This window comes from Corynebacterium xerosis NBRC 16721 = ATCC 373 (genome assembly GCF_001552415.1).
GTDB lineage: Bacteria > Actinomycetota > Actinomycetes > Mycobacteriales > Mycobacteriaceae > Corynebacterium > Corynebacterium xerosis.
The window spans coordinates 67,022-87,682 of record NZ_BCRD01000002.1 but is presented as its reverse complement, the minus strand read 5'-3'; the positions used below and the strand labels follow the sequence as shown (position 1 = coordinate 87,682).

The following is a 20,661-nucleotide window of genomic DNA, read 5'->3' as shown; positions in this document are numbered from 1 at the left end:
GGCGGGCGGGTTTCTCGCCGGGACCGGTCAGCGACGCTCGAGCAGCAGCCGCACGGTCTTCACCGCCGCGGCGCTCGACTCGCCGGGATAGAGGGCGCGGACCAGCGCCACGGCCGGCCGCACGCCGTGCTCGCCGAGGACGCGGCGGACGCGGTCGCGCTCGCTCGACGTCAACTCCAGCGGCGCCACCGGCGGTCGCCGGAGCATGCCCGCGGCGGCGACCGCAACCAGGGCCAGCACGCACAGCGCCGTGGCCCACAGCGGCCAGCCGTAGACGAAGGCCAGCACGGTCAATGCGAGGAAAACACCGCCGGCCACGATGAGGGGGACGCCGGCGGATGCACCGTCGCCGCCCTCGAGGCTGCGCGCCAGGGCCTCGAAGTCGAAGGTGGAGTCGGAATCGGGGCCGGAGCCGGAATCGCTGCCGCGGCCCGGGCCTCGCCGCTCGCCGGGGCCGGCGGGCTCGCGGGGCCCTCGGGGCTCGCCGGATTCGTCGAAATCGTCGAAGCGCATGCTCCCGTCCGAGGGGCCGTACGTCCTGTCGTCCACGACACTCCCCTTTCACCCGGCCCTGTCCGCACTACTTGGTGTACGCGAGTTACTCCGGGGCCGTCCGATTCAGAGTTTCGCACAATCCTACGTCAACTCCGACACCCTCCCCCGTATCGGAGGTGGCCCCGCACCCGGCCGGTCCCCGCCCGATCGCCCGGCCGCTCCCCTTCTCCAGCCCCAGCCCCGCGACTCGCCGCGACCATTGACTCGCCGAGCCGTGTTTCCGGGGCCCCTCCGCCTATCGTGGGACCGTCAACCCTTCTTCCGATCCCTTCCGCGGCCACGGGCTCCCCCGGCGCCGCGCGATGAACGAGTGAGGCGCACATGTTCGCTGCAGCCGCCGTCACGGTTCTGCTGCTGCTTCTCCCGGGCACGGCCACCGGCATTGCCGCCGGCCTGCGGCCCATGCCCGCGCTGGCCGCCGCCGGCCCGGTGATTTTGGGCGTCGCCGGCTTCGGCGCGTGGGTGGCCGGCGCGCTGGACATCCGATGGGGATGGCCCGTCTTCGCGGCGGTGTGGGCGGGCGCCACCGCCGTGGCGTATCTGGCCGCGACGTTCGTTCCCGCCGCAAATGCGCGTTCCGGCCGCGACGCCGAGGGATCCCGTTTCACGCGGCCGGCTGCGGCGGAATGGGCGACCGCCGCGGTGGCGGCCGCGGTGACCGCGGTGGGTTCGGTGCGCTATCTGCTGCCCTTGGGCGACCTCCCGGGCGGCGGCTCCAACCTGCGCGAGGCGTGGGACATGCACTGGCACAACAATTTTCTGCGCTGGGCGGCCGAGGAGGGCGTCGCGTCCCCGACGCGGGCCGGCGAGTTGATGAACCGCGAGACCGGCACCGAAATGTTCTACCCGTCGGCCTGGCATGCGTTGGGGTCGTTGGTGCCCGGGGATCCGATCCTGCAGGGCAACGTGTTCGGGGCGGTGGCGCCGATGGTGCTGTTGCCCGCGGGCGCTGCGTTTCTGGCCTGGGTCGTCGCCGGTCCCCGGTGGTCCGCCATTGCGGCCCCCGCCGCGGCCGTGGCGTCGATCGCACTGCCGGAGATCACCGGTTCACTGATGATCACCGCCTCCCTGCCGTACCTGCTGGCGGTGGCGGCGATCCCGGCCACTGCGGCGCTGCTGTTCACCGGCCGCACGGTCGCGGTCATCCCCGCGCTGGCCGGCGTCTTCCTGGCCCATCCGGCGGCGGCCGTCGCATTGGCGGTGTTCGCCCTGGTGTGGTGGCTGACGCGACCGCGGCTGGGTTCCCTGGTGCGGCTGGCGGTCACCGCCGTGCTCGTCGCCGTGCTGCTCGCTCCCGTGCTGGTGGCGGCCACGGGGCAGGGCGAGTCCGTCGCCGAGTACACGGGCCAGGTGGGCCTGGGGCGGGCGGAGTCCCTGTGGTGGACGGTGACGGGCCAGTCGAATCACACGCAGAAGATCGGCTGGTATCCGCCGGCGTTCGTCTTGTCCGTCATCGGCGCGGCGGTGCTGCTGTTCCGCCGGCGCCCCTGGACGCCGTGGCCGGTGTTCTCGCTGATCGTGTTGGGCGCCGTCGCCGACAGCGCGCAGGCCCGGTGGGCCGATCCGGTCGGCGAGTGGCTGCGCACGGTGGGCACCTTCTTCTACGACATGGCCTACCGGATCCAGGCGCCCATGGGCATTCTGCGGTTGGTGTGCATCGGCGTGGCGGTGGCGTGGCTGGTCGACGTGGTCGCGCGGGTCGCGCGGCGCAGGCGTTCCGGTGGCCCGGGTTCTTCGCTTGACGACGTCCCGGCCTCCCCGCCGCACGGTGGTGCCGCCATGCGCCGGCGCCGCGCCACCGCGGCGATCGTCGCGGCGGCGACGGCGTCGGTGGCGCTGGTGCCCGTGGCGTGGGCGACGGGTGACGAGGCCCGCTCCACGATGCTCGCCGGCCGCGGCACCACGTACGTGTCCGAGGCCGACAAGGAGGCGATGCAGTGGCTCGCCGGGCAGCCCGATGCGATGGAGGGCCACGTCCTGGTCAACCCCTCGGAGGGTTCCGGCTGGATGTACGCCCTCCACGGACTGCCGTCGCTGTTCACCCACTTCCCGTGGCCGGACCCGGATTCGGAGCTCAGCGCCGAAGCGCTCGACGACCTCGACCTCGCCGGCACGGGCATGCCGGGCGACCCCGGCGCCGCCAACGACGTCGACGTCGCATTGCGCAGCCTCGGGATCCGCTACGTCTTCGTGTCGCCGCCGTCGGCGAGTTCGGCGGGAGGGGCGGCACTGGCGTCGAAGTCCTGGGCCTGGTGGTCCCCCGGCCTGACGCCGGTCTACCAGGACGGCCCGACGACGATCTTCGCCGTCGACGCCATGCACCCGACGGGCCGGGTCGACTCGATTCTGGCGGACTCCCCGCACCCTCCGTCGAGACCGGATCCCGCACGTACCCCGCACCGCCAGCCCATCATCGTGCCGCCCGAGGAGGCCGCGCGGACGCTCGTCGGCGCGGTCATCGGCGTGCGCGCCGGCACCGGGGACGTTGACGGTGCCGGTGACGGCGAACTCGACGACGTCGAGCGCCTCGCCGGAGACCCGGAGCTCGGTGGGAACGGGGAGAAGGCCGCGCGGGCCGGCCGCGAGATGTCCGCGGCCCTGGCCGACGCCGTCGTGGCCGAGCTGCGACGGCGGGGGGCAACTCCGGTGCTGCTCGGCGACGGCTCCACCACCGACTCCACCACCGACTCCACCACCGCCGACTCCGGCTTCGACTCAACCGTCGGCTCCACCTTCGATGCCGTGGTCAACGTCGGCATGGACGCCAAGGGCGCGGGCGTTTCCGGGATCCGCGTGACGGGTTTGTACCCCGGGGCGACGGGCTTCGGTTCGGAACGGACGGCGAACCTCGCCGGCGGCGTCCGCGACGCACTGGTCTTCCACCGGTTCACCCCGGACAGCCGGTACGACGACGAGGGCCGCCGCGGGTACGTGGCCGACGGTCTGGCCCCGGCGTTCCGGGTCGCGCCGACGACGGGGGCCCCGGAGATCATCGCGTCGGCCGGCAACGTGGACAACGCCGCCGAGAACAAGACCATGAAGACGCGGGAGTGGCGGGGCCATTTCGCCCGCGCCCTCGCCGACGGCGTGGCGGCGATGCTGCGCCAGCAGCGACCCCCGCACCCGCGCCCCGCCATATGATCGGGGCGTGAACTTCGTGCGCACCCGAGCCGCCCTCTCCGTGCTGGCGGCCGCGTGCGCTCTTTCGGCGGCGGGATGCACCATCGGCTCCGGAGTCGGTCCCGCCGGTGACGCCGGTGCCGTCGGCGTGCGCGACGTTCCCGAGCCGGCCATCGCTGCGACGCCGACGTCCCGCGCCGACGCACCCCGGCCAACTCCCGCCCCGGAGAAACCTGCCCTCGACGGCCGCACCGTCTACCTCGATCCGGGGCACGCGGCGGTCATGCCGGATCCCACCCCGATGGTGACGGACGGGCGCGGGGGCGAAAAGCCCTGCCAGGTCACCGGCACCACGGCCAACGACGGCTGGCCGGAGCACACGTTCAACTGGCTGATGGCCGAGGAAATCCGCCCGCGGCTCGAGGCCCTGGGCGCGACGGTCCTGGTCGGCAGGCCCGACGACACCGGCACCGCGGACTGCATCGACGAGCGCGCCCGGAAGGAAAACGCCTCCGAGGCCGACGTCGTGGTCAGCCTGCACGCCGATGGTGCGGCCGAAGGCAACCGGGGTTTCCACGTCATCGCCATCGCCGATCCCCTGCCCGGCAATGACGCAGATGGTTCCGGCGCCCTGGCCGCCAACATCCGCGACGCGTTCGTCGCGGCCGGTTTCGCCCCGTCGAATTACCTCGGCGACGGCGGAATCGACCTGCGGGCGGACTTGACCGGGCTGAACCTGTCCACCAAACCGAAGGCGCTCGTCGAGTTCGGCAACATGAGGGATTCCGCGGACATCACCGTCCTGGGTTCCGCGGACGGTCGCGCCCGCATGGCCGACGCGGTGGTCGACGGGATCCTGCGGACGATCGGGAACGCGGACTGACCGGCACGACCTTCGGGCCATCCGGCTGCGACCGTGACCGTGGCCGTCGCAGTGGCCGCCGGCACTGCGGTCCGGCGGCCCGGCGGACTGCGCCGCTAGCGGTACTCGACGATGACCGGCGCGTGGTCGGTCCAGCGGCGGTCGTACGCCGACGGCTTCTCCACGATCGCCGTCACGGCCCGCTCCAGCATCGGCTTCGTCGCCGCCTGGTAGTCGATGCGCCAGCCCGCGTCGGTGTCGAACGCCTGGCCGCGGTAGGTCCACCAGGACCACGGGCCGTCGGCGTCGGGGTGCAGGCGGCGGGTGACGTCGAACCAGACGGGGTCGTCGTTGACCTCCGGCGCGGCCCACGCGGTGCCGTCGGTGAAGACGCCGGCCGCCAGTTCTCGGGCGGAGGCGTTCACGCGGGAAGCCTGCGGCGCTTCGTCGGGGAACGTGCCGAACACGGAGTCCATCCACGCGCGCTCCTGCGGCAGGAAGCCGGACTTGGTGCGGTTGGTGCGCCAGTTCTTCAGGTCCTGCTCGCGGTGGCAGATGTTCCAGTCGCCGCCGATGACGGCGTGCGCATCATCGCGGCCGGACGCGCCGAGCTCGGCGAGATGGCCGGAAAACGCGTCGAGGAAGCGGTACTTCTCGTCCTGCTTCTCCGTCTTCGCCGACCCGGACGGCAGGTACAGGCTGGCGATGCGGACGTCCTCGGCGATTCCCGAATCCGCGGCGCGCAGCACGCCGGAAATGTAGCGGCCCATCCGGTCGAATTCGTCGGAACCGAATCCCACCCGGACGTCGTCAAGCTCCGCCCGCGACAGGATGCCCACCCCGGCACGGCCCTTGGCCAGCTCGTTTTCCGCGCCGACCCAGTGCCAACCGGCCTCCAGAGCCGGGGCGAGGGCCGCGCGGGCCTGATCGTCGGTGGAGCGCACCTCCTGCAGCAGGACCACGTCGGCGGAGGTCTCCTCCAGCCAGGGCAACATGCCCAGGTTGTCTTCGTGGCGCTTCTTCACGGCGGCGCGGATGCCGTTGACGTTGAGAGTTGCGATGGTGAGCGGCATGCCCGGCAGCCTACTTCCCCGCCCGGATCCGCTTGACGACGGCCCGCGCCCCCGGGCAGCGGCACGAACCCACGCAGCGGCCCGAACTCACTCAGCCACCCAAACTCACTCGGAGGCGCGGAGCACCGCCTTCTCGCGCTCGGCGCCGGAACGCAGCGCCCGCGCGCGCAGCCACGCCGCGGGAGCCCAGACGACGATCGCCGCGAGCGCCAGCACCGCACCGGCCAGCGCCGGGGCGCGGTAGCCCAGTCCGGCCGCGATGACCGCGCCGCCCAGCGCCGCGCCACCGGCGTTGGCCATGTTCAGCGCCGCCTGGTTCAGCGCCGCGGCCAGGGTCTGCGCGCGACCGGCCACGTCCATGAGGCGGGTCTGCAGGTTGGGCACGAGCGTCGAGCCCAGCATGCCGATGACGCCGAAGTTGAGCACCGCCAACCAGCCGTACGGGGCGGAGAAGTAGAAGGCCACCAGCGCGACGGCCATGGCGATCAGCGTCCACAGCAGGCCCATGTCGCCGACGCGGTCGCTGACCCAGCCGCCCAGGTACGTGCCGACCACCATGCCGACGCCGTAGGCCATGAGCACCAGCCACATCAGGTTCTCGGCGAAACCGCCGACCTCCGTCATGGTCCACGTGATGTAGGTGTACACCGCGAACATTCCGCCGAAACCGACCGTGCCGATGGCGACGGTGAACCACACCTGCGGGGTGGCCAGGGCGCCGAGCTCCTCCAACGGGCGGGTGGCCGGCATGCGGTTCATGTGCGGGACGGCGAACCACAGGGCGATCAGAGCGGCGACGCCGATGACCGCGACGAGCGCGAACGCCGAGCGCCAGCCGAACTGCTGGCCCAGCGCCTGTGCGGCGGGCACGCCGGCGACGGTGGCCACGGACAGGCCCATCCCCGACAGCGCCACCGCCCGGCCGCGCTTGCCCGGCGCGGCCAGCGACGCTGCGACGAGCGCGGCGACCGAGAAGTAGGCGCCGTGGGGAATGCCCGCGATGAAGCGGGAGGCCATCACCGCGCCGAAGGAGCCGAGCGAGCCCGCCCACACCGTCGCACCGTTGCCGATGGTGAACGCCGCCATGAGCAGCAGGAGCATCCGGCGGCGCGGCACGGATCCCGTCAGCACCGTGATCAGCGGGGCGCCGACGACCACGCCGAGGGCGTACATGGAGATCACCGCGCCGGACTCCGCCTCGCTGCGGCCGAAGTCCGCCGCGATGTACGGCAGCAGGCCCATGGCCACGAACTCCGTGACGCCGATGCCGAACGCGCCCACCGACAGCGCCGCGACGACCCAGTTGCGCCGGGCACTGGAGACGTCGTCCTGGCGCGGGACTGGCCGCCGGTGTGACGAGAATGACGGTGCGTGAGCGGTCTTGGGCATGGGTCCTCCCGGGTGCGGGCGCATGAGCGAGCTGAATCGATACGGTGTTGATGCTGGTCCGGGCGGCAAAGCCGCAGGTTATGGGGCCACCCGGAGGAAATCGGCAATCATAGCGGATGGCCGGAAGGTTGGTTATCGTGAACAACCGTGCACAAGGACCTCGGGCATCGCATGCCCGGTCAACCTTCGAAAGGACAAGCGTGACCGAGCATTACAACTTCTATGAGAGCCTGGGCCTCGACGAGGGCTCGTCGACCGGCGACCTGCGGTCCGCGATCATCGCCACCCTCGAGGGCCTGCAGCGCGACGGGGTCCCCGGCCACGATGCCCGGGTCCAGGAGAACTCCGCCGCGTTGGCCGTGCTCGGCGACGACCGCCTCCGGCCCAAGTACGACGCCCGCCTGGCCGACGGGTCCGCCCCGCGCATGGGCATCCCGGAACTGCGGACCCTCGCCGCCACCGGTTCCTTCCCCGACGAGCAGGCGCAGCAGACCCAGCAGCCGCAGCACACGCAGCAGCAGCCGGTGAACCGCTACGGAGCCGCGGACTCCCGGTCGCACGACTCCGAGACCACGACCGTGATCCCGGCGGCCATCTCCGACGGCGGCGCAGACGATTCCGGGGCCTCCGCGCCCGAGCCCACGACGTCCGAGCGCGAGCCGTCCGATTCCACGCCGTCGGAGCGCGAGCCGTCCGAGGCCGCGGGCCCCATCGGGACCTCCGCCCCGGCCTTCGGGGCCGCCCAGGGCGCCCATGCCGCTCAGGCACCGCAGGCATCGCAGGCCACGCAGGCGCAGCCCTACGGGGCCCCGCTCCACAGCGCCCCCGCGCAGCACCGCCCCGCCCCGGACGGAGGACTCAAGCAGCTCTTCGCGGCGGTCCCGGGCCTCGCGAAGGGCCTGATGTTCACGTTGGCGGGCATCGGCGCATTCGCGGTCCTGCTCATCGTGGTCGGGCTGCTGATGCGGCTCGCCGACAGCTACTCCACCGCCGGCGCAACCTACCTCCACATCCTGTCGGTGATCCTCGTTTCGCTCCTCGTCCCCAAGATCCTCAAGGTCGGCGACTCCGCCTCCGTCATCCCCGCGATCGCGATCCCGGCGGCGATGGCACTGGCGTACCTGAACGAGATCGTCTTCAACGTCGCCTTGGATCTCGGCAGCGCCCTGACGATCACGGCGGACGCCCTGCTCGTGCTCGCCTGGGCCGCCGCGACCGTGCTGGCGATCCTGCCCGACACCCGCGCCTGGCTCTCCGGCGCGTACGTGGAGAAGCCGAAGCCGGCGGCTCCCCAGTACGGCGGGCAGCAATACGGCGGAGCGCAGTTCGGCGGGCAGCAGGCCCCGCAGCAGTACGGCGGAGCCCAGTACGGCGGAGCCCAGTACGGCGGAGCGCAGTACGGCGGAGCGCAGCCCCAGCAGCATTACGGGAACCACCCGGGGCAGCAACAGTACGGCGGGCAACAGGACCAGCAGCCGTTCGGCGGCACGGACGACGACGCCTCGACCGACACCCGGAGCTGATCCCCCGCACGCCCTCCCCGCTCTCTCCGAGCGCGCGTCCCCGGGCGCGCACGATTTCGCCCCCGCCTCGGGCCGGTACGGCACCATGCCGACTCCCCGTAGCGGGGGTACTTTTGTGTCTTAAATTAGTAATGGATGGATTGCATAACGTGGGCGTCGCAAAGCAAATGCCCCGCGAATATCCCGTGACCTGCGGCACAACCATGAGTTGCGCAGGTCACACCGCAGGTAGACCAGTGTTTCGCCCCCCGAGCCATTGCGGCGAAGTGAGTTATCGTGGTCTCCAACAGTTCGTAGATTTTCCACGGATCCTGCACCAAATAGGAGAACCCACCACATGGCCACGATCATCTGGACCCGCACCGACGAGGCTCCCCTGCTGGCGACGTATTCGCTGAAGCCCATCGTCGAGGCGTTCGCCGCCCAGGCCGGCATCGACGTCGAGACCCGCGACATTTCGCTCGCCGGTCGCATCATCTCCCAGTTCCCGGAGCGACTGACCGAGGAGCAGCGGGTCGACGACGAGCTGTCCGCCCTCGGCGAGCTGGTGAAGGAGCCCGAGGCCAACATCATCAAGCTGCCGAACATCTCGGCCTCCATCCCGCAGATCAAGCGCGCCGTCGCCGAGCTGCAGGAGAAGGGCTACGACATCCCGAAGTACCTGTCGCAGCCGGAGACCGAAGAGGACCGCCAGGACCGCGCCAAGTTCGACAAGGTCAAGGGTTCCGCCGTCAACCCGGTGCTGCGCGAGGGCAACTCCGACCGCCGCGCGCCGGAGGCCGTGAAGAACTTCGCCCGCAAGCACCCGCACCGCATGGGCGCCTGGTCCTCGGACTCCAAGACCAACGTCGCCACCATGGCCTCCAACGACTTCCGCCACAACGAGAAGTCCGTGATCATGGACCGCGACGACAAGCTGTCCTACGTCCTCGAGACCGACGAGGGCAACACCATCGTCCTGAAGAAGGACATGCCGGTCCTGAAGGGCGAGATCATCGACGGCACGGGCATCAACGCCCAGATCCTGTCGTCCTTCCTCAAGTCGCAGATCAAGAAGGCCAAGCGCGAGGACATCCTGTTCTCCGTGCACCTGAAGGCCACCATGATGAAGGTGTCCGACCCGCTGATCTTCGGCGAGGTCATCAAGGCCTTCTTCCCGTCGGTGTACCCCAAGTTCGAGTCCAAGCTGGCGTCGGTGAACCTGACGCCGGACTACGGCATCGGCGCCATCCTCGACGGCCTGCACAAGCTCGACGGCGGCACCGCCTCGGCCGTGAAGTCCGCCATCGAGCGCGACCTGGAGAACGGCCCGGCGCTGTACATGGTCAACTCCGACAAGGGCATCACCAACCTGCACGTGCCGTCCGACGTCATCGTCGACGCCTCCATGCCGGCGCTGATCCGCAACGGCGGCAAGGGCTGGGGCCCGAACGGCGAGGAGAAGGACACCCTCGCGGTGATCCCCGACTCCTCCTACGCCGGCGTGTACCAGGCCGTCATCGACGACTGCCGCGAGAACGGCGCCTACGACCCGACGACCATGGGCACCGTCCCCAACGTCGGCCTGATGGCGCAGAAGGCCGAGGAGTACGGCTCGCACGACAAGACCTTCCAGCTGCCGGAGAACGGCGTGCTGCAGGTCATCAACTCCGACGGCGACGTCCTCATCGAGCACCACGTCGCCCGCGGCGACATCTGGCGCTCCTGCCAGACCAAGGACGCCCCGGTCCGCGACTGGGTGAAGCTGGCCGTCAACCGCGCCCGCGCCACCGGCGACCCGACCGTCTTCTGGCTGGATCCGGCCCGCGCCCACGACGCGAACGTGATCACCAAGGTCGAGGAGTACCTGCAGGACCACGACACCGAGGGCCTGGACATCCGCATCATGGATCCGGTGGCCGCCACGAAGTTCTCGGTCGAGCGCATCCGCGAGGGCAAGAACACCATCTCCGTCACCGGCAACGTGCTGCGCGACTACCTCACCGACCTGTTCCCGATCATGGAGCTGGGCACCTCGGCGAAGATGCTCTCCGTCGTTCCGCTGATGGCGGGCGGCGGCCTGTTCGAGACCGGCGCCGGCGGCTCCGCCCCGAAGCACGTCCAGCAGGTCGAGGAGGAGAACCACCTCCGCTGGGATTCCCTCGGCGAGTTCCTGGCCCTGGCCGAGTCGCTGCGTTACGCCGGTTCGCATGACGACGACCCGCGCGCCAACGTCCTGGCCGACGCCCTGGACCGCGCCACCTCCAAGCTGCTGGAGAACGGCAAGTCCCCGTCGCGCAAGGTCGGCGAGATCGACAACCGCGGCTCGCACTTCTACCTGGCCCTGTACTGGGCCCAGGAGCTGGCCGCGCAGGACGACAACGCCGAGCTGAAGGAGACCTTTGCCCCGGTGGCCGAGGCCCTCGCCGCCAAGGAGGAGTCCATCGCCCAGGCGCTGCTCGACGCGCAGGGCGAGCCGGCCGACCTCGGCGGCTACTTCTTGCCGGACGACGAGAAGACCAACGCCGTCATGCGCCCGTCCGCCGAGTTCAACGAGATCATCGACGGCCTGCGCAAGTAGGTTCCGGCCGGCGCCCGGCCACCGGCCCGGCACCGCCCCGTTCGATCACCGCCCCGCTTCCCGTTTCCGGGAGGCGGGGCGGTGTCACGTTCTGGGGTGGGCCGTGTTTCGGGATGCGCCGCACATCCGACGAGATCAGGATTCTGGGCGCCAGGCGCGATCTCGTCGCGGCACGGCGGGCCGCACATCCGACGAGATCAGGATTCTGGGCCTCGAACGCGATCTCGTCGTCAAGCGGCGCCCGCATTGCGCTTCTCACCGCACCACGCGGCCCGGCCCGGGCGCGTCGAACCGCATTGTCCGCCCGGACCCCGTCGGCGGATTCGACCATTACCTTGCAGTAGACAGCTCGGTTCATTACGGTGGCGGGAGTGCGCCGCGCAAGTGTTACGCGGCACCCCGATGAAAGGACTCCCACCATGACCACCCGCTACGACAACTCCGGTGCCGGCGACTGGGCGCTGGAAACCCGCGCCATCCACGTCGGCCATGCCCCGGACGAGCAGACCAGCGCCCGCAGCCTGCCGATCTACAACACCACCGCGTACGTCTTCGACTCCGCGGAGCATGCGGCGAACCGCTTCAACCTCTCGGACGCCGGCCCGATTTACTCCCGCCTGACCAACCCGACGGTCGACGCGGTCGAGCAGCGCCTGGCCAACCTCGAGGGCGGCGTCGCCGGCGTCCTGTTCGCGTCCGGCCAGGCCGCGGAGACCGCCGCGATTCTGACGCTGGCGCGCGCGGGCGATCACATCGTCACGTCGCCGCGCCTCTACGGCGGCACGGAGACGCTGTTCAAGGTGACGCTGCCGCGCCTGGGCATCACGGCGACGTTCGTGGAGAACCCGGACGACCCGGAGTCGTGGCAGGCCGCGGTGCAGGACAACACCGTGGGATTCTTCGCCGAGACGATCGCCAACCCGCAGGCCGACGTCCTCGACGTCCCGGTGGTCGCGGAGGTCGCGCACCGCAACAACGTCCCGCTGATCGTGGACAACACGGTGGCCACCCCGGCGCTGCTGCGCCCACTGGAGCTCGGCGCCGACATCGTCGTGTCCTCGACCACCAAGTACTTGACCGGCAACGGCTCGGCGCTCGGCGGCATCCTGGTCGACGGCGGCAAGTTCGACTGGACGCAGACCCGCGAGGGCCGCGGCGACGTGCACCCGAACTTCACCGAAGCCGACGAGGCGTACCACGGCCTGAAGTTCGCCGACCTGGGCGCCCCGGCGTTCGCACTGCGCGCCCGCGCCGGCATCCTGCGCGACACCGGCGCCGCCCCGGCCCCGTTCAACGCCTGGATCCTGGCGCAGGGCCTGGACACCCTGGCGCTGCGCATCGAGCGCCACAACTCCAACGCGCAGAAGGTCGCCGAGTACCTCGAGGGCCGCGCGGGCGTGGCGAAGGTCAACTACGCGGGCCTGGCCTCCTCCCCGTGGCACGCGACGAAGGAGAAGCTGGGCCTGGCCGGAGCCGGCGGCGTGCTGTCCTTCGATCTGGAGGGCGCGGGCACCGCGGAGGCGTGGGCCTTCGTCGATGCGCTGAAGCTGCACTCCAACGTGGCCAACATCGGCGACGTCCGCTCGCTGGTCGTCCACCCGGCGACGACCACGCACTCGCAGTCCGACGAGCACGGTCTGACCCGCGCCGGCATTTCCCAGGCGACGATCCGCCTGGCGGTGGGCATCGAGAACGTCGACGACATCATCGCCGACCTCGAGGGCGCATTCGCGGCCGTCGGCAAGTAGTCCGGCCGCGGCGCCGCGGGAGCAGAGGCGGGGACGGCGGTTAGCCCGGGGCCCCGCCGGGCCGGGGCTGGCAGGTCGGGCACCACCAGATGATGCGCTCGGCATCCCGCTCCCCCGCCCCCGCGAGCGTGCCCTTCCGGATGGACGTGCCGCAGCGGCGGCATGGCCGACGATTGCGGCCGAACACGAAGCTGGTGTGGCCGGGCCTTTTGTCCCCGGTGATGACGCGGACCGGCGATAGCCGGTTCGCCCACATCACGCGACGCGTCACGTCCAGAATGCGATCCACGTCGACGTCGCCGACCGGCGTCGCGGGGTGGACCCCGCACAGGAAACAGACTTCGGCGCGGTACTCGTTTCCCACTCCCGCCAGCCTGCGCTGGTCCAGCAACGCCAACCCGATCGCCGTGCCGGGATCGGCCAGCACCCTCCGCCGGGCCTCCTCCCGGCCGCCCTCGAACCAATCGCTTCCCAGCACGTCGGGGCCGAGGTGGGCGACCCGGTCGTCGTAGTCGGCGAAGGGGAACACCCGCACCATCCCCAGGTCGTGGCCCACGACTTCGATCGGTCCGCCATCCGGGGCCCCGTCGACGACGAGCACCACCCGCGCCGTGTGCCCGGGTTTGCGCCATCTGGCGCCCAACCGGTGCACGGACCAGGTCCCTTCCATCCTCAGGTGGGTGTGCAGCACGTCGTCGCCGAACCGCATGAACAGGTGCTTCCCCAGCGGCCACACTCGTTCGGCGACGCGCCCGTCGAAGGAGGCCACGGCGTGGGCGGGGACGCGGATGCTCGTGGACACGACTTCCCTGCCCACCAGGAACTGCATCCGGTGCGCCAAGCGGTACACGGAATCGCCCTCAGGCACGGGCACCCGCCGATCCGGAACCTGAGGGTCCGGCACCGGCGCCTCCGATGCGCACGCCCTTGGGCGTGATCCTGGCGCCGGCCGATCGGAGCAGATTCGCCCACTCGGAGCCGATGACGGCGTCGTCGCCGACCTTCTCGATCACGATGCGCCCGGCCATGTTGCGCCCGATCGCCCGCTCCAGAGCGGCGACGACCAGTGGCACGACGTCTTCGTGCCCGAGCCCCGGGGGCGGGTCGAAGAGGGTCAACGTCCGCCCGCCGCGGGTGAGGTGGGCCGCGAGGAGTCCGTCGACGAGCACCACGAGGCTCCCGGCGGATCTGGTCGGCCCACGTTCCGGCCAGGGCAGCGCCGCACCGTAGGGGTTCGCGGGGTCGACGGCGGCCAGGACGTGGACCTCCGGGGAGTCGGTCCCCGAGGGCCACCCTTCGACGTCGGGGGTGTCGGCGAGGCCGCGCAGCCGGTCGATCACGGCGGCAGTGGAGAACTGCGCCGCCCCGAGCCCGTCGATGACCATTCCGCGCATGGCCTTCCCGGCCTCCTCGAAACGGGAGAGCACGCCGTAGGCCAGGGCGAAACCACCCACCGTCGCCTCGGCCACCACGCTGCCGCGGGTGACCACGCCGTACCGGTCCAACCACGCTTCCCCCAGCGCGACCGAACGCGCGGTGGCTGAAGTGTCGGCGTCGATCGTCGTCGACCAGCGGCCCATCATGTCGGCGGGCGCCATGGCCCGGTTGGCCTGGGCGAAACTGGTTCGCCCCATCCGCAGGCGCCCGCGGGCGGGAGTTCGCCGCGCCCGATGCGCGGTGCGCCCACCGGAGCCCCCGCTCAATCGGGCCCGCAGCGGCGCGAACCCATCGGGGCTGACCAGCCCGAGTTCGAACAACGACCAGAGGGCCTCGCGGATGTCGGTGGCGGTGGGTGCCCCGGCGGCTGGGATCCCACCGGCCGCAATCCCGCCCACCCCGTCCGCATGTGTGCCCGTGCCCTCTGCGCCGACGAGCCGGGAAATGTGGCCGAACAGGAATCCGCCACCGCCCCCGTCTGCCAGCACGCCGAGAATCCGCTGCTGGAGTTCGCCGAGCGTCGGCGGGCCGGCGCCATCCGTGGAGTCCGTGGCGTCCGCAACGTTCGCGGCGTCGGGGACGTCGACGAGTTGCGCCGCGTAATCGGCCGGGAGCAGCTTCACCCATGGGTCCGCGGCACCGGCGCTTCCCACCCCCACCACGAGGACTTCCCCGTTGGCCGTCAGTTCATCCAGGTCGCTCGGCCGATAGCCGCGCACCCGCTGCGGGAGCACCAGCGTCTCCCACGCCGACGCCGGCAACCGCACTCCCGCGAGTTGCTCGATGACCGCGAAGACGCCGTCGGCACCCCGCGCTTCGGGTTCTCGCCCGGCCGGCAGGACCGGCGCGACTTGCTGCCACTGCGGCAGGAAACGCCCGAAGGTGGACCCGCTGACGGGCTCCGTCTGGGCTCGGGCCGCCGCCAGCGAACGGGAGCGGATCGTCTTGAGCACCTCGGGCGCGAGAAACTCCGGCTCGTCGACGCCTTGGCGGTACCGCCCCTCCACCACGGTCTTCGACGCCGCCAGCGTGCCGACGATCGCGTGGGCCACGCTCGCGGCCACGCCGAAGGCGTCGCGGACGTCGTCGTGGGTGAACGGCCCCCGGGTTCTGGCCCACCGGGCCACGAGCTGCTCGAGGGCGTCGGGGATGACGTCGGCCCTCGCAGGAACGCCCGGCGGAACCGGTACGCCGAGGCCGTCGCGAAGCAATGCGGCGTCGAGGGATTGGGCGACGTGCTCGACTCCCGCGATGCGCACCCGCATCAGACGGTGGCCCAGTTCCCGCTCCGCGTCGTCCACGGTCACGGACGACACGCGACCCACCTCGTCCAGTGGCACGGGGCCGATGACCCGCAGCGCGTCCATGAGCTGCTCGGCCGTGGTTGCTCGACGACGTTCCGACCGCCTGCGCAGATCGGCGTCCACCTCGGCGATGATGGCGGGATCCAACAGGTCGCGCAGCTCCACCCCGCCGAGAAGTTGGTTCAGCAGAGCGGGGTCCAGCGCCAGCGCCGCCGCCCGCTTCTCGGCCAACGGACCGTCGCCCTCGTACATGAAGGCGCCGGTGTAGGTGAACAGGATCGACGTGGCGAAGGGGCTGGCCGTCTGCGTGGTCACCTCGGCGATGCGGACGGTGCGTTCGCGCAGATTCCCGCACAGTTCCACCAACGCGGGCAGGTCGTAGACGTCCTGCATGCATTCCCGGACGGCCTCCAACACGATCGGGAACTTCGGGTATTGCTTGGCGACGTCCAGCAGCTGCGCCGACCGCTGGCGCTGCTGCCACAACGGGGCCCGCTTGCCGGGATTCCGGCTGGGCAGCAGTAGAGCCCGGGCAGCGCATTCCCGGAACCGGGAGGCGAAGAGCGCGGAATTTCCCACCTGCTCCGCCACGATCGCCTCGACGTCGTCCGGGTCGATCAGAAACAGGTCCGACGACGGTTCGGCGGCGGAATCCGGCACGCGCAGCACGATGCCGTCGTCGGAGGCCACCGGCTGGGCGTCCATCCCCGTGGCCCGGGAGAACTTCGCGCCGGCGGCCAACGCCCACGCGGCGTTGACCCCTCGGCCGTAGGGGCTGTGCAGCACCACCCGCCAGTCGCCGAGTTCATCGCGGAAACGCTCCAGGACCAGGGTCCTCTCGTCCGGGATCACCCCGGTGGCCTGCGCCTGCTCCTCCAGATACGCGGTCAGGTTGTCCCGGGCCCACGGGTCCAGGCCGATGTCTTCGAGCACGGCGTCATCGGTTGCGGCGAGCCGTCGGAAAGCACCCAGGGCCTTGCCCAGCTCCGCCGGACGGCCCGCCTGGTCCCCGTTCCAGAAGGGCAGGCGCCCCGTGTGCCCGGGAGCGGGCGTGACCAGCACGCGGTCGCGGTCGATCTGCTCGATCCGCCAGCTGGAGGCACCGAGGGTGAAGACGTCGCCGACGCGGGATTCGTAGACCATTTCCTCGTCCAGCTCGCCGACGCGGCGCGGCACCGCATCGCCGCCCCCGGCGAGGAACACGCCGAACATGCCGCGATCCGGGATCGTCCCGCCGTTGATGACCGCGGTGCGCTGCGCCCCCGGCCTCGCGGACAGGGTCCCGGTGATGCGGTCGTAGACCACCCGCGGCCGCAGTTCCGCGAAATCCGTCGACGGGTACGTCCCGGAGACCAGATCGATGACGGCGTCGAACAGCTCGCGGGACAGCCCCCGGTAAGGGTGGGCGGCGGTCACCGTGGAGAACCAGTCATCGACGTCCAGGTCGTCCATCGCCACCGCCGCGACGGTGTGCTGGGCCAGCACGTCGAGTGCGTTGGCGGGCACGTGCAGTTCCTCGATGAGCCCCTTGCGCATCCGATCGACGACCACCGCCGTCTGCAGCAGGTCCGCACGGTGCTTCGGGTAAAACGAGCCCTTGGACACCGCCCCGACGACGTGCCCGGCGCGGCCGACCCGCTGGAGGCCGGAGGCCACGGACGGCGGGGACTCGACCTGGATGACCTTCTCCACCGCGCCCATGTCGATGCCCAGCTCCAACGAGCTGGTGGACACCACCGCGCGCAGCGAGCCTTCTTTCAGCATCGATTCGATGGTCGCGCGCTCGTCCTTCGACACCGACCCGTGATGGGCGCGGGCGATGACGGCGGGCGCGGTGCCCGCGACATCCGTCGCCTTCATGATCTGCGCCGGCGGGCGGCGCAGCTCCGGCGACAGCGACCCCGGATCGGTGCGGAGGGCGTGGAGCTCATTGAGCCTGCTGGTCAGGCGCTCGGCGGTGCGGCGGGAATTGACGAACACCAACGTCGACCGGTGTCCCATGATCTCGTCGTAGACCTGCTCCTCGATGAAGGGCCAGATCGACCCCTGCGCCGGAAGCGCCGATTCGGTGGGGAGAAGACCACCGGAGGAGTCGGAGGGGTCGGTGCCGGCATCGGTGGCGCCGATGGCGAGGCCGTCGTCGAAGATCGAGTCCCGGGACGGAACCGGGCGATCCTGCAGGTCGCTCATGTCCTCGACCGGCACGTGGACGCCGAGCTCCCACTCTTTCCTGGACGGTGGGTCGATGATCTCGACCGGGCGGTCGCCGCCGAGGAAGCGCGCCACGCTGGTCAGCGGGCGCACGGTCGCGGACAGCCCGATGCGCTGAATCTCCCGCCCGGCCAGGCGCTCCAGCCGCTCGAGGCTCAACGCCAGGTGCACGCCCCTTTTGGTTCCGGCCATCGCATGGATCTCGTCGATGATGACGGTGTCGACCGTGCCCAGGATCTCGCGCGCCTTCGACGTCAGCAGCAGGAACAGCGACTCCGGGGTGGTGATCAGGATGTCCGGGGGATTGCGGACCTGGCGGGAGCGTTCCGACGAGGGCGTATCCCCCGACCGGACCGCGACGGACACCTTCGCCGGTTCCTGCCCCAGTCGCGCCGCGACGCGGTTGATGCCCGTCAGCGGTGCCCGCAGATTGTTCTCCACGTCGACGGCGAGGGCCTTGAGCGGGGAAATGTAGAGGACCCGCACTCCGCGCGCGGCCTGTCCGCGGTCCCGGGAATCGGTACCGGAATCGCCGCGTACGTGGTCACGGGACTCATCACTGCCCCCGTGCCGGCCCTCCACCAGGGAACCGATTGCCCACAGGAACGCAGCCAACGTCTTTCCGGAGCCGGTCGGCGCCACCACGAGGGCGTTCTCCCCCTCGGAAATGGCCTTCCACGCCTCCACCTGCACATCCGTCGGCTCGGCGAAGACGTCGCGGAACCAGGTCGCCACCGACGGGGTGAACCGCCCCAGGGGATCCGTGTCTCGCGATGAAGCCATGAACCCGATTAAACACCGGCTCCCGGATCGCCGGTGGCCTCGATGCGTTCGATCCGCCGGCGTCGCTCCTCCTTCTTCAGGGCCTCGTACTCGGTGTCCTCGTCGAAGTCGAGGACGATGCGGCCACCGATGGAGCACACCGCGATGGCCAGCAGGGCGAATCCCGGCGGGGCCCAGTCGGTGACCAGGAACAGCGCACCGAGGCCGATGGCGAGGATCACGCCGATCCAGTCGATGTTCTCGGCGAGGCGCCCGCGGGTACGGATTCGTTCCAGTTCGGGGTCGGGCAGCCTCGGCGATTCGTCCGCGGGCGCGACATCCCTGCTGGCCGCCCGTGGCGCCGAACACGCGACGGTCCGCAAAGTCGCCGCCGAGGCGGGGCTGTCCCCCGGCGCGGTGCAGCACCATTTCCGGACCCGCGACGACCTCATCACCGCCGCATACGGACGCACGGCGGAACGGTTCCGCGCGGACCTCGAGGAGGCCGTCGCCGAAATCGACGACCCCGCGGGCCGGTTCCGCGCGGCCTGCCATCTGTTGGCGGGCTGCGCCGACGACTCGGACCGCGCCCGGGAGGCAACCGCGGCGTGGCTGGCGTTCGCGGGCATCGCCGCCACGGGAGGCCCCGCCGCCCCGGGGTACCGGGAGGCCTGGCGGCAGGTGGAGGACAACCTCGCCGATGCGCTGGGCGACCGGGAGGAGGCCGCGCTGCTGCTGGCGATGCTCGACGGCATCGCCGTCGCCCGCCTGGCGGAGCCGGAGCGCATGACGGCCGCCCGGGGGCGCGATCTCATCGATCGCCAGCTCGCGCGATTGGCCGCCGACGGCGACTACGCGGGCGGCCGCTGACCGGCCACCATTGACCGGGGGCCGACGCGCCGGCGGCCCGATCCCCCGACCCGGCGGGACGTTTCCCCGTGACTACTAGACCAAGTAGTCTTGACGTCGATGAACATCACTCTCCCGCCCGAAGGCCAGCCCGGTCACGTCCGCATCGGCGACGTCACCACGGAGGCCGGCGCCACGATCCCGGACGTCACCGTCGCCTTCGAGCGGTGGGGCCGCCTCAACGCCGACGCGTCGAACGTCATCCTGCTGCAGCACGCGCTGACGGGTGACGCGCATGCCTCGGGCCCGTGCGACGAGGAGCATCCGACGCCGGGCTGGTGGAACGGCATGATCGGCTCCGGCCGGGCGCTGGACACCGACGAGTACTGCATCATCTGCACCAACGTCATCGGCGGGTGCCGCGGCACCACCGGCCCGTCGTCGGAGCACCCGGACGGCGGCGCGTGGGGTTCGCGCTTCCCGGCGATTTCGGTGCGCGACACCGTCACCGTCGAGCGCATGGCGCTGAAGGAACTCGGCATCGAGTCGATCGTGGCGGTCATCGGCGGCTCCCTGGGCGGCGCCCGCACGCTGGAGTGGTCGCTGATGCACCCCGACGAGGTCGGCCGCGCGCTGGTCCTGTGCGTCGGGGCCCGCGCCAGCGCCTGGCAGATCGGCATCCAGAGCGCGCAGATCCAGTTCATCGAAAACGATCCCGCGTGGCACGACGGCGATTACTACGCCACGGGCGAGCGCCCCGTCCACGGCCTGGGCTTCGCCCGCCGGGTCGCCCATCTGACCTACCGCGGGGAGCTGGAGCTCGACGACCGCTTCGGCACCGCCGCCCAGCCCGGCGAGAATCCGCTGGGCCCGATGCGCACCTCCGACCGTTTCCAGGTGGAGAGCTACCTCGACCATCAGGCCGACAAGCTCGCCGCGCGTTTCGACGCCGGCTCCTACGTCGTCCTCACCGACACCCTCAACCGGCACGACATCGGCCGCGGCCGCGGCGGCATGAACGACGCCCTGGCCTCCTCGACGGTGCCCACGCTGGTCGCCGGCGTCGACACCGACATCCTGTACCCGTTCCACCAGCAGGAGCACCTGGCCAAGAACCTGGGCAACTGCATGGGCCTGGAGACCATCGAATCGGCCGTGGGCCACGACGGCTTCCTCACCGAATTCGAGCGGGTCGACGGCATCGTCCGCGACTTCCTCGCGGCCGAGGTCTAGCGGCCGGAATCCGGCGAACGTCCGTCTGGAACGGA

13 protein-coding genes are annotated in these 20,661 nt (G+C 71.1%); 7 read left to right on the top strand and 6 right to left on the bottom strand.

Going from position 1 to position 20,661, the window contains the following annotated elements; all coding sequences use genetic code 11:
- Positions 1-27: 27 nt before the first annotated feature.
- Positions 28-549, bottom strand: a complete 522-nt coding sequence (locus tag CX1_RS03295) for a hypothetical protein (RefSeq protein ID WP_060925284.1) — start codon at positions 547-549, stop codon at positions 28-30.
- A gap of 327 nt (positions 550-876) precedes the next feature.
- On the opposite strand from CX1_RS03295, the gene CX1_RS03290 reads away from it, so the two are divergent.
- Complete coding sequence (locus CX1_RS03290; RefSeq protein WP_052753290.1) at positions 877-3,696, top strand: DUF6541 family protein; 2,820 nt, start codon at positions 877-879, stop codon at positions 3,694-3,696.
- A gap of 7 nt (positions 3,697-3,703) precedes the next feature.
- A complete protein-coding gene (locus CX1_RS03285) occupies positions 3,704-4,558 on the top strand; it encodes an N-acetylmuramoyl-L-alanine amidase (RefSeq protein ID WP_082719066.1) in 855 nt (284 codons plus the stop codon).
- A gap of 95 nt (positions 4,559-4,653) precedes the next feature.
- On the opposite strand, the gene CX1_RS03280 is transcribed toward CX1_RS03285, so the two are convergent.
- Positions 4,654-5,610 (bottom strand): exodeoxyribonuclease III, encoded by a 957-nt coding sequence (locus CX1_RS03280; protein WP_046651059.1) that lies wholly within the window; start codon positions 5,608-5,610, stop codon positions 4,654-4,656.
- Between the two features lie 105 nt (positions 5,611-5,715).
- Complete coding sequence (locus CX1_RS03275) at positions 5,716-6,999, bottom strand: MFS transporter (RefSeq protein ID WP_060925283.1); 1,284 nt, start codon at positions 6,997-6,999, stop codon at positions 5,716-5,718.
- Positions 7,000-7,199: 200 nt separating this feature from the next.
- Here CX1_RS03275 and CX1_RS03270 point away from each other — a divergent pair, with 200 nt between their 5' ends.
- The 3 genes from CX1_RS03270 (at position 7,200) to CX1_RS03260 (ending at position 12,830) form a co-directional block, all read left to right on the top strand.
- On the top strand, positions 7,200-8,522 hold the full coding sequence (locus CX1_RS03270) for a hypothetical protein (RefSeq protein ID WP_046650799.1): 1,323 nt from the start codon (positions 7,200-7,202) through the stop codon (positions 8,520-8,522).
- A 337-nt stretch (positions 8,523-8,859) separates the two neighbouring features.
- Positions 8,860-11,082 (top strand): NADP-dependent isocitrate dehydrogenase, encoded by a 2,223-nt coding sequence (locus CX1_RS03265; protein ID WP_046650800.1) that lies wholly within the window; start codon positions 8,860-8,862, stop codon positions 11,080-11,082.
- 419 nt (positions 11,083-11,501) lie between these two features.
- On the top strand, positions 11,502-12,830 hold the full coding sequence (locus CX1_RS03260) for an O-acetylhomoserine/O-acetylserine sulfhydrylase (protein ID WP_046650801.1): 1,329 nt from the start codon (positions 11,502-11,504) through the stop codon (positions 12,828-12,830).
- 40 nt (positions 12,831-12,870) lie between these two features.
- Here the strand turns inward: CX1_RS03260 and CX1_RS03255 are convergent, their stop codons facing one another.
- The 3 genes from CX1_RS03255 to CX1_RS12260 are packed head-to-tail and all read right to left on the bottom strand — an operon-like array spanning position 12,871 to position 18,786.
- The gene (locus tag CX1_RS03255) at positions 12,871-13,698 is read right to left on the bottom strand and encodes a DNA-formamidopyrimidine glycosylase family protein (protein ID WP_046650818.1); all 828 of its coding nucleotides are present in this window, start codon (positions 13,696-13,698) and stop codon (positions 12,871-12,873) included.
- A complete protein-coding gene (locus CX1_RS03250) occupies positions 13,691-18,565 on the bottom strand; it encodes an ATP-dependent helicase (RefSeq protein ID WP_082719065.1) in 4,875 nt (1,624 codons plus the stop codon). The genes CX1_RS03255 and CX1_RS03250 overlap by 8 nt, the downstream gene beginning before the upstream one ends.
- 8 nt (positions 18,566-18,573) lie before the next feature.
- Positions 18,574-18,786 (bottom strand): hypothetical protein, encoded by a 213-nt coding sequence (locus tag CX1_RS12260; protein ID WP_060925282.1) that lies wholly within the window; start codon positions 18,784-18,786, stop codon positions 18,574-18,576.
- Here CX1_RS12260 and CX1_RS03240 point away from each other — a divergent pair.
- Positions 18,773-19,414, top strand: coding sequence for a TetR/AcrR family transcriptional regulator (locus tag CX1_RS03240; RefSeq protein WP_060925281.1), 642 nt, complete (start codon positions 18,773-18,775; stop codon positions 19,412-19,414). The two genes, CX1_RS12260 and CX1_RS03240, sit on opposite strands and share 14 nt — an antisense overlap.
- 99 nt (positions 19,415-19,513) lie before the next feature.
- Positions 19,514-20,626 (top strand): homoserine O-acetyltransferase MetX, encoded by a 1,113-nt coding sequence (metX, locus tag CX1_RS03235; RefSeq protein ID WP_046650820.1) that lies wholly within the window; start codon positions 19,514-19,516, stop codon positions 20,624-20,626.
- Positions 20,627-20,661 lie beyond the last annotated feature (35 nt).

Bases quoted from the DNA above. Each gene is read 5' to 3' on its own strand.
- CX1_RS03290 (WP_052753290.1), top strand. From the start codon at position 877: ATGTTCGCTGCAGCCGCCGTCACGGTTCTGCTGCTGCTTCTCCCGGGC.
- CX1_RS03280 (WP_046651059.1), bottom strand. From the start codon at position 5,610: ATGCCGCTCACCATCGCAACTCTCAACGTCAACGGCATCCGCGCCGCC.
- CX1_RS03275 (WP_060925283.1), bottom strand. From the start codon at position 6,999: ATGCCCAAGACCGCTCACGCACCGTCATTCTCGTCACACCGGCGGCCA.
- CX1_RS03265 (WP_046650800.1), top strand. From the start codon at position 8,860: ATGGCCACGATCATCTGGACCCGCACCGACGAGGCTCCCCTGCTGGCG.
- CX1_RS03260 (WP_046650801.1), top strand. From the start codon at position 11,502: ATGACCACCCGCTACGACAACTCCGGTGCCGGCGACTGGGCGCTGGAA.
- CX1_RS03250 (WP_082719065.1), bottom strand. From the start codon at position 18,565: ATGGCTTCATCGCGAGACACGGATCCCCTGGGGCGGTTCACCCCGTCG.
- CX1_RS03240 (WP_060925281.1), top strand. From the start codon at position 18,773: ATGGCGAGGATCACGCCGATCCAGTCGATGTTCTCGGCGAGGCGCCCG.
- metX (WP_046650820.1), top strand. From the start codon at position 19,514: ATGAACATCACTCTCCCGCCCGAAGGCCAGCCCGGTCACGTCCGCATC.